Origin of the sequence: Streptomyces sp. WELS2 (assembly GCF_013870595.1) — a bacterium.
Classification (GTDB): Bacteria; Actinomycetota; Actinomycetes; order Streptomycetales; family Streptomycetaceae; genus Streptomyces.
Genome location: NZ_JACBWZ010000232.1, coordinates 1 through 8,183, shown reverse-complemented (window position 1 = coordinate 8,183; position 8,183 = coordinate 1). Strand labels below are relative to the sequence as shown.

General features: G+C 73.0%; 10 protein-coding genes. 5 read left to right on the top strand and 5 right to left on the bottom strand.

Annotation, left to right across the window (positions count from 1 at the left end):
• Both H5J33_RS15870 and H5J33_RS15865 read right to left on the bottom strand, forming a co-directional pair.
• Positions 1-178 (bottom strand): ferredoxin (locus H5J33_RS15870; protein WP_181795554.1); only part of this gene is annotated, 178 nt, incomplete at its 3' end.
• A gap of 18 nt (positions 179-196) precedes the next feature.
• The gene (locus tag H5J33_RS15865; RefSeq protein ID WP_181795553.1) at positions 197-1,426 is read right to left on the bottom strand and encodes a cytochrome P450; all 1,230 of its coding nucleotides are present in this window, start codon (positions 1,424-1,426) and stop codon (positions 197-199) included.
• A gap of 265 nt (positions 1,427-1,691) precedes the next feature.
• Here H5J33_RS15865 and H5J33_RS15860 point away from each other — a divergent pair, with 265 nt between their 5' ends.
• On the top strand, positions 1,692-2,156 hold the full coding sequence (locus H5J33_RS15860) for a nitroreductase family deazaflavin-dependent oxidoreductase (RefSeq protein ID WP_181795552.1): 465 nt from the start codon (positions 1,692-1,694) through the stop codon (positions 2,154-2,156).
• A gap of 80 nt (positions 2,157-2,236) precedes the next feature.
• Here H5J33_RS15860 and H5J33_RS15855 read toward each other — a convergent pair whose 3' ends face one another.
• Positions 2,237-3,394 carry a cation diffusion facilitator family transporter gene (locus tag H5J33_RS15855; RefSeq protein WP_309485413.1) on the bottom strand — a complete coding sequence of 386 codons (1,158 nt, stop codon included), beginning with the start codon at positions 3,392-3,394 and terminating at the stop codon, positions 2,237-2,239.
• Between the two features lie 97 nt (positions 3,395-3,491).
• Between H5J33_RS15855 and H5J33_RS15850 the strand changes: the two genes are divergently transcribed.
• Positions 3,492-4,508, top strand: coding sequence for a glutathione S-transferase family protein (locus tag H5J33_RS15850; RefSeq protein WP_181795551.1), 1,017 nt, complete (start codon positions 3,492-3,494; stop codon positions 4,506-4,508).
• A 28-nt stretch (positions 4,509-4,536) separates the two neighbouring features.
• Positions 4,537-4,848, top strand: coding sequence for a DUF4235 domain-containing protein (locus H5J33_RS15845; protein WP_181795550.1), 312 nt, complete (start codon positions 4,537-4,539; stop codon positions 4,846-4,848).
• Between the two features lie 86 nt (positions 4,849-4,934).
• On the opposite strand, the gene H5J33_RS15840 is transcribed toward H5J33_RS15845, so the two are convergent.
• Positions 4,935-5,399 (bottom strand): pyridoxamine 5'-phosphate oxidase family protein, encoded by a 465-nt coding sequence (locus H5J33_RS15840; protein WP_181795549.1) that lies wholly within the window; start codon positions 5,397-5,399, stop codon positions 4,935-4,937.
• A gap of 89 nt (positions 5,400-5,488) precedes the next feature.
• Complete coding sequence (locus tag H5J33_RS15835) at positions 5,489-6,457, bottom strand: GlxA family transcriptional regulator (protein ID WP_181795548.1); 969 nt, start codon at positions 6,455-6,457, stop codon at positions 5,489-5,491.
• 71 nt (positions 6,458-6,528) lie between these two features.
• Between H5J33_RS15835 and H5J33_RS15830 the strand changes: the two genes are divergently transcribed.
• A complete protein-coding gene (locus tag H5J33_RS15830; RefSeq protein ID WP_181795547.1) occupies positions 6,529-7,479 on the top strand; it encodes an NADP-dependent oxidoreductase in 951 nt (316 codons plus the stop codon).
• 128 nt (positions 7,480-7,607) lie between these two features.
• Positions 7,608-7,979 carry an anti-sigma factor antagonist gene (locus tag H5J33_RS15825; protein WP_181795546.1) on the top strand — a complete coding sequence of 124 codons (372 nt, stop codon included), beginning with the start codon at positions 7,608-7,610 and terminating at the stop codon, positions 7,977-7,979.
• The last annotated feature ends 204 nt before the right edge of the window (positions 7,980-8,183 follow it).

The following is an 8,183-nucleotide window of genomic DNA, read 5'->3' as shown; positions in this document are numbered from 1 at the left end:
TGATGGCGCTGACCGGGCAGGCGCGGGCGGCCTCCCGGACCATCGGGTCGGTGACTCCGTTCTCCTGGCCGGGCAGCAGGGTGCTGTAGCCGTCGTCGTCCTGGGTGAAGACGCCCGGTGCCGCCAGCGCGCACTGCCCGGCGCCGATACAGACGTCCTGGTCGATGTCGATGTCCATGTGCATGAGCGAAGCCTCTTACCAGGTCACGGGGAGTTCCAGCATCCCCTGGATCGTGTCGCCCGGTTTGAAGGGGATCTCCTCGGCCGGGACGGCGAGGCGCAGCCCGGGCAGCCGGGTGAAGAGGCTGCCGAGGGCGATCTCCAGCTCGGCGCGGGCCAGGTTCTGGCCCAGGCACTGGTGGATGCCGAAGCCGAACGCCACGTGGTGCCGGTCGGCGCGGTGGAAGTCCAGGTCGTCCGGGCCGTCGTAGACGGCCGTGTCCCGGTTGATGACCGAGGTGGAGAAGAGGACGCCGTCACCGGCCCGGATGGTGGTGCCGTCGATCTCGATGTCCTCCAGCGCCACCCGTTGCAGCCCCTCGGCGATGGACAGCATCCGCAGCAGTTCCTCGACTACGGCGGGCAGCAGCGTGGGGTCGGCGCGCAGTTCGGCCAGCCGCTCGGGGTGCTGGAGCAGGGTGTAGGTGCCCAGGGAGATCATGTTGGCGGTCGTCTCGTGCCCGGCGACCAGCAGGATGACGGCGAGCGACACCAGGTCGGCGCGGTCCAGGTCACCCGTGCGGTACCGGTGGTGGACCAGGTCGTCCAGGACGCCGTCGCCGGGCTCGGCCTCCTTGGCCTTGGCGTCGATCAGGTCACCCAGGTACGCCTCCAGCCGGTCCCGGGCCTCCGTCGTGTCCGCGGCGGTCGGGCCGCGCAGCAGCCGGCGGGACTGCTCCTCGAAGAACTCGTGGTCGGCGTAGGGCACGCCGAGCAGGCCGCAGATGACCATGGACGGCACGGGCAGCGCGAAGGCGGACACGAGGTCGGCGACCGGACCGCGGGCGATCATGGCGTCCAGCAGTTCGTCGACGATCCGCTGGATCCAGGGGCGCTGCGCGGTGGCGCGTTTGACGGTGAACGACGGGATGAGCATCCGCCGCTGCTGCTGGTGCTCGGGGTCGTCCAGTCCGAGCAGGGCCACCTTGCGGTAGCGGCCGGCCTCGAAGCGGGGCGTGGGCACGGGGAAGCCGTCGCGGCGGCGGTCGGTGGACAGCCGGGGGTCGGCTAGCAGGGCGCGGGCGGTGGCCTGTGCGGTGACGAGCCAGACCTCCCGGCCGTCGTAGAGGGTGACGCGGGACAGGGGTCGCCCGTCGCGCAGCGGGTCGTATCCGGTGGGGGGGTGGTAGGGGCAGGTGCGGTCCTGGGGGAATGCGACGGGTTCGGCCTGGGCAGCCGGGCCGGTGGTGTCCGTCAGTTCCGTCATGGAAAGACCTCGCAGACGAGTGAGGTGCGTCGTGCCGATCTTCATTAGATGCCCCAGGCATCTATAGGTCGACGGGAAGTTCGGCCACATCGGCGGCTTTCGCGTTCTGGCCGAAGTACCCCGGTTCCGGGGAGCGGGAACCGGCCACCACCACGCGTGACAAAAGGGGATGTTTCCCTCCCGCGTGCGGTACGGATGTTTCCGGCGGCCGCCGTTGTTGACGGCCGTGGTGATCACCGCCGGTCGGATGAAAGGAAGGGATCCCATGCCTCTCGAGGGCGAGTACGAACCCAGCCCGGAACAATGGGTGCGCGAGCAGGTCGAGTTGTACGAGAGCTCCGGCGGGACGAAGGGGACGACGCTGCGTGACACCGGGCTGCCGGTGATCGTGCTGACCACCCGGGGCGCGAAGAGCGGGAAGCTCCGCAAGACCCCGCTGATGCGGGTGGAGCACGAGGGCCGGTACGCGGTGGTCGCCTCCGTCGGCGGTGCGCCCAAGCACCCGGTCTGGTACTTCAACGTCAAGGCCGACCCGCACGTCGAGTTGCAGGACGGCCCGGTGAAGCGGGACATGCGGGCCCGCGAGGTCACCGGGGCGGAGAAGGCCGGCTGGTGGGAGCGGGCCGTGGCCGCGTACCCGCCCTACGCCGACTACCAGGAGAAGACCTCGCGGGAGATCCCCGTCTTCGTGCTGGAACCGTTCGACGCGGGCTCCCCCGGCCGGAGCTGATTTCCGGCCGCCGACCGCTGTATTCCAGAAAAATCTGTTCCGGGCGCGTGTGAAGCGGCCCGGCGCCGGGCACTGGTCCGTCAGGCCCCGCCGCGTTCCCCCGTCGCGGCGGGGCTTTCCGCTGCCCCGCCCGCGGACCGGTCCGTGACGTCGAGAAAGATCTGGCCGGCGTCCGGGAACGTGCGGGCGAGGGACCGCTTGATGCGGTCGGCGACCTCCTCGACGCGTTCGCTGTCCAGGCCCGGCGCCAGGTCGATGCGGGCGGCCACCAGGGTGGAGTCAAGCCCCAGCTTCATGGTGAACAGCGCCTCCACGCTGTCGATCTCCGGCTGGGCCCGCAGCAGCGCCCCGATCCTGCCGCTCAGCTCCGGGTCGGCGGCCTCCCCGATCAGCTGGTCCCGGGCGTCGCGGCCGAGCCGGTAGGCGACGTAGACCAGCAGCACCCCGATGGCCAGCGAGGCGGACGCCTCCCAGGCGACCTGCCCGGTCACCATGTGCAGTGCCATGCCCACCAGGGCGAGGGACACACCGAGGACCGCCGTGCCGTCCTCGGCCACCACCGTGCGCAGCGCGGGGTCGCGCAGCCCGCCGCCCTGCCGGCGCACCTGGTGCACGGCCCGCAGCAGCGAGCCGGCCTCGGCGACCAGCGCCACGCCCAGCACGATCAGGCCCGCCACATAGCCGCCGAACTCCTCCTCGGCGCCGCCGCGCAACGCCTCGACGCCCTGGAAGAAGGAGAAGCAGCCGCCCATGACGAAGATGCCCACGGCGGCGAGCAGGGACCAGAAGAAGCGTTCCTTGCCGTAGCCGAACGGGTGCCGGGTGTCGGCCGGGCGGCGGCTGCGGCTCAGGGCCGCCAGCAGGAAGACCTCGTTGAGGCTGTCGGCGACCGAGTGCGCGGCCTCCGACAGCAGCGCGGGCGACCCGGCGAGGACACCGCCGGCCGCCTTGGCGACGGCGATCACCAGATTGGCCGCGAGCGCGACGAGGACGGTGATCCTGGTGGACCGGTCACCCTCGGCACCCTTGCGGGCGCCGGGGCCGCGGTCCGGGCCGGTGGTGGGTCCGGCGTGGGGGCCGGTGCCGGTGTGGCCGCCCGCGCTCTGGCGACGGTGCGGCGGGCCGCCGTGCCCGGCGTGGGTACGTGGTGCGCCCGGAGGGGCTCCGTGGGCCGGCCGGTGGGCGTCGTGCCCCTCCGTACGCGCGGCCTTCTCCCGGTTCGAGGATGTTCCGCTCACCTATCGCCGACTGCCCGCGACCGGGCGCCTCACACCGTGCGGTCCGCGCCAAACGGGGAACGCGTGATCCAAGGGAACCGGCCGGCGAGGAGGAGACATGGGCGGCGACGGCAACAGCGCCTACGGACACCGGACGTTCACCAGGTCCCGGAGCCACTTCGACGACCGGATCACCGCCGACGGCCGGGACGGCTGGCCGGTGCGGGCCGGCCGCTACCGGCTGGTGGTCTCCCGTGCCTGCCCGTGGGCGAGCCGCGCGGTGATCTCGCGCCGGCTGCTGGGGCTGGAGGACGCGCTCTCGATGGCGGTCGCCGATCCCGTCCAGGACGACCGCAGCTGGCGGTTCACACTCGACCCGGACGGCCGGGACCCGGTGCTCGGCATCCGGTTCCTGAGCGAGGCGTACGACCGTCGGGACACCGGCTACCCGGGCGGCGTCAGCGTGCCCGCGATCGTGGACGTCCCCAGCGGGCGGCTGGTCACCAACGACTACCAGCGCATCACCCTGGACCTCGCCACCGAGTGGACCGCCCTGCACCGCCCCGGCGCGCCGGACCTGTACCCGGCCGCCCGGCGAGCGGAGATCGACGAGGTGATGGCCGAGGTGTACGAGGACGTGAACAACGGCGTCTACCGGGCCGGGTTCGCGACGGGGCAGCGGGAGTACGAGGAGGCGTGCGCGGCCGTCTTCCGGCGGCTGGAAGTGATCGGCGAGCGGCTGTCCCGGCAGCGTTATCTGGTCGAGGACACCCTCACGGAAGCGGACATCCGGCTGTTCACCACCCTCGTCCGGTTCGACGCCGTCTACCACGGCCACTTCAAGTGCAACCGCTGGAAGCTGTCGGAGCACCCGGTGCTGTGGGCGTATGCCCGTGACCTGTTCCAGACGCCGGGTTTCGGCGACACGGTCGACTTCGACCACATCAAGCGGCACTACTACCGGGTGCACACCGGCATCAACCCCACCGGGATCGTGCCGCTCGGCCCGGACCTCGGCGGCTGGCTGACCGAGCACCACCGGGCGGAGCTGGGCGGCCGGCCGTTCGGTGACGGCACGCCGCCGGGGCCGGTACCGCCGGGCGAACGGGTGGCCCCCCGGGGACGGCCCGCATGAGGGCCACCCGACGAGGAAGGAGTCACACATGGCCAACAAGGACAAGCACAAGAAGAAGAAGCTCCCACTCGTCTACCAGCCCTTCGGATTCGCGCTGAGCTGGGCGGGCGGGGCGCTGGCCGGGCTGGCGTTCCGCAAGGCGTGGAAGGTGATCCGGCACGAGGACGACGCGCCCGACGCGCTGGACCCGGACCGCGGCTGGGGCGAGATCCTGCTGGCGGCGGCGGTCCAGGGGGCGATCTTCGCGGTGGTGCGCAGCGCCGTGGACCGCACCGGCGCGAAGGCCATCGCCCGCTCGACGGGCGTGTGGCCGACGACGGACAAGGGCGGCAGGGACTGACCGGTGCCGACACGAGGTGGCCGGGACCGAACGGTACCGGTACGGGATGGCCGGTCCCGGCCGGTGCCCGGCCACCGCACCCGGGCTCAGCCGGCGGCCAGCCACCGCCCGTCGCGCATCAGCTCGCCGCCGTGCGGATCGCTCTCCTCCGCCCAGGCCTGGACCCGCCGCGGAACGACTCGGAAGTACAGATAGCGGTCGGCCAGCCGGCGCGGGTCGAAGCCGGTCTTGCCCGCGAACACCTCGGCGTCCTCCTCGGGGAGGTCCTCGGGGGTCACCGCCTGGGCGACGCCCTCGATCAGGACGACGTCCCGGGGAGAGCCGACACCTAGCCGGGCCCTGCCGGTGGCCACGAGGTCGCGGCCGGTGGGGCTGTCGGCCGTGGTCGCGATCAGCAGCGAGGTGCCGTCCCAGACGAACGACAGCGGCACGAGATGGGGCGCCGCACCGTCGGCGGCGGCGGTGGCGACCCACGCGTCGGCATCGTGCTCCAGCCGGTGGCGGGCGTCCTCCGTGCGCTGCTGGACGGAACGGGCGGGGGGCGGAGTCATGGCGTACGGCCTCCTCTTGTCGCTGCTCGTCCCGTTCAGTGTGGGCACGAGCCCCCGGCGCCCGCACGGCGTCGGTCCCGGCGCCGGGTTCAGCGGGTCTGCCGGAAGGTACGGCGGTAGGCCTGCGGGGACACCCCGATCGCCGCGTGCAGGTGCTGGCGCAGCGAGGCGCCGGTGGCGAAGCCGACCTCGGCGGCGATCCGGTCCACCGGCAGGTCTCCGGCCTCCAGCAGATGCCGGGCGCGGGCCACCCGCTGCTGGATCAGCCAGCGGCCGGGGCTGAGGCCCACCTCGTCGTTGAAGCGGCGGACGAAGGTGCGCAGGCTCATCCGGGCGTGACCGGCGAGATCGGCGAGGGCGAGCGGCTGGTCCAGCCGTTCCAGCGCCCAGGCACGGGTGGCGGCCGTGCTCGCCGCCCCGCTCTCGGGGACCGGCTGTTCGATGTACTGGGCCTGGCCGCCGTCGCGGAAGGGCGGCACGACACAGCGGCGGGCGACGGTGTTCGCCAGTTCGCTGCCGTGGTCGGTGCGGACGATGTGCAGACAGATGTCGACGCCGGAGGCCACGCCGGCGGAGGTGAGCACGCGGCCGTCGGCGACGAAGAGGACGTCGGGGTCGAGGTCCACCTTCGGGTAGCGGCGGCGGAAGGCGTCGGCCAGCTGCCAGTGGGTGGTGGCCCGGCGGCCGTCGAGCAGGCCCGCCTCGGCGAGGACGAAGGCGGCCGTGCAGATGGACACGATGCGGGCGTCCGGCCGGATCCGGGCGAGCGCGGCGGCGAGGTCGCCGGACAGCCCGGCGGGAATGCGGGCGGGCGGCACGGAGGCGATGATCACCGTGTCGGCGGTGTCCAGGAGTTCGGGGCCGTGCGCCACGCCGATGGTGAAGTCGGCGCCGGTGCGCACCGGCCGGCCGTCGACCGTGCAGGTGCGCACCTCGTAACGACCGTCGGCGGCGCCGAGGATGCGGCTCGGAATGCCCAGTTCGAAGGCGTGGACTCCGTCGAGGGCGAGGACGGCGACCTGCTCGGGACGGTCGGTGCGCGGACGCGGGGCGGGCATGGCATGATCCTATCGGATATTGGCATTCACGCCATTTCCCGGGCCGGACGGGCTCCGGCAGGCTGGTGATCATGAACGATGCGAACACGATGCGTGTCATCAGCCAGGACGTCCTCGGCGGTCCCGGTGTGCTCAGGGAAGTACGGGTCGAGCGGCCGAGGCCGCGGGCCAACGAGGTGCTGGTACGGGTCCGGGCGGCCGGGGTGAACCCGGCCGACTGGAAGCTGCGGGCCGTCGGCGGGCACCTGGGCGAGCCGCCGTTCGTCCTCGGCTGGGACGTCTCCGGGGAGATCGTGGAGGCCGGGTTCGGCGTGGCCGCGTTCCGGCCCGGCGACGAGGTCTTCGGCATGCTGCCCTTCCCCTTCGGCCACGGCTCGCACGCCGAGTACGTCATCGCCCCGGCCCGGGTCCTGGTGCACAAGCCGGCCGGCCTGGACCACGTGCGGGCGGGCGCGCTGCCGTTGGCGTCACTGACGGCCTGGCAGGCGCTGACCGAACACGCGGACGTGCGGCCCGGGCAGCGCGTGCTGATCCACGCGGCGGCCGGCGGGGTCGGTCACGTGGCCGTGCAGATCGCCAAGGCGCGCGGGGCGTACGTGATCGGCACGGCGAGCGCGGGCAAGCACGGATTCCTGCGGGAGATCGGCGTGGACGAGGCGGTCGACTACCGGTCCACCGATGTCACCGAGGCGGTGCGGGACGTGGACGTCGTCCTGGACACGCTCGGCGGTGACAACTCGGTGCGGTCGCTGCGGATGGTGCGGCCGGGCGGAGTGGTGGTCTCCATCCTGCCGCCGGAGTCGGACGACTTCCACGCCGAGGCCGGCCGGCTGGGCGTGCGGGCGGTGTGGATGCTGGTGGACGCCGACCGGGCCGGCATGCGGGCGATCGCGGAACTGGCGGAGTCCGGGCGGCTGACGCCGGCGATCGCCGGGACGTTTCCGCTGGCCGAGGCCGCGAAGGCGCACGAGCTGGGCGAGACCGGCCGGACGGCGGGGAAGCTGGTGCTGCTGGCGGACTGAGCGGGCCGCGCCGACACGCCGCGAAGTCGACGACATATGTCAATCGAACATGCTCAAATTCCTTCCAGCAACGGTAACTTGACGATCGGGAAAGCGACGTCGGGGTGCGGGTGGGAGGTGGTGCCGGGGTGCGACGCGAACCTGTGTCCCTCACCCGGCAGCTGGGCGTGTACGCCTACCGCGGGCACACGGTGCTGGAGTTCCGGGGCGAGATCGACCTCGTCGCCGCGGAGGAGATCGGCCCGTTCCTCGACCGGGTCACCGGCCGGGCCGGTGTGCGGGCCGTGCTCGACCTGCGGCCGGTGGAGTTCTTCGACTGCTCGGGGCTGCGGCTGCTGTACCGGGCCCGCTCCCGGGTGCTGGAGCGCGGCGGGCAGGTGCGCCTGGTGTGCACGCACCCGCTGACGCTGCGGATCATCCGGGTCACCGGCCTGGCGCGGCTGCTGCCCCCGCAGCCGGATCTGGACGCCGCGCTGGACCGTGCGGACGGGGCGCCGTGAGCGAGGGCGCGCGGCGTCCCCCCGGCGGGCGGGCCCACGGCGGCTCAGGAGCCCAGTACTCCCGGCAGGGCCAGCGCCCCGAGCACGGTCGTGCCCACCAGCAGCCAGGCCACGTAGTCGCCGACGTGCCCGGACTGCAGGCGCCTGAGGGGCGCGGCCCAGCCGGGCGCGGAGGTCCAGTCCGGGCGGGTGACGGCGAGGGCG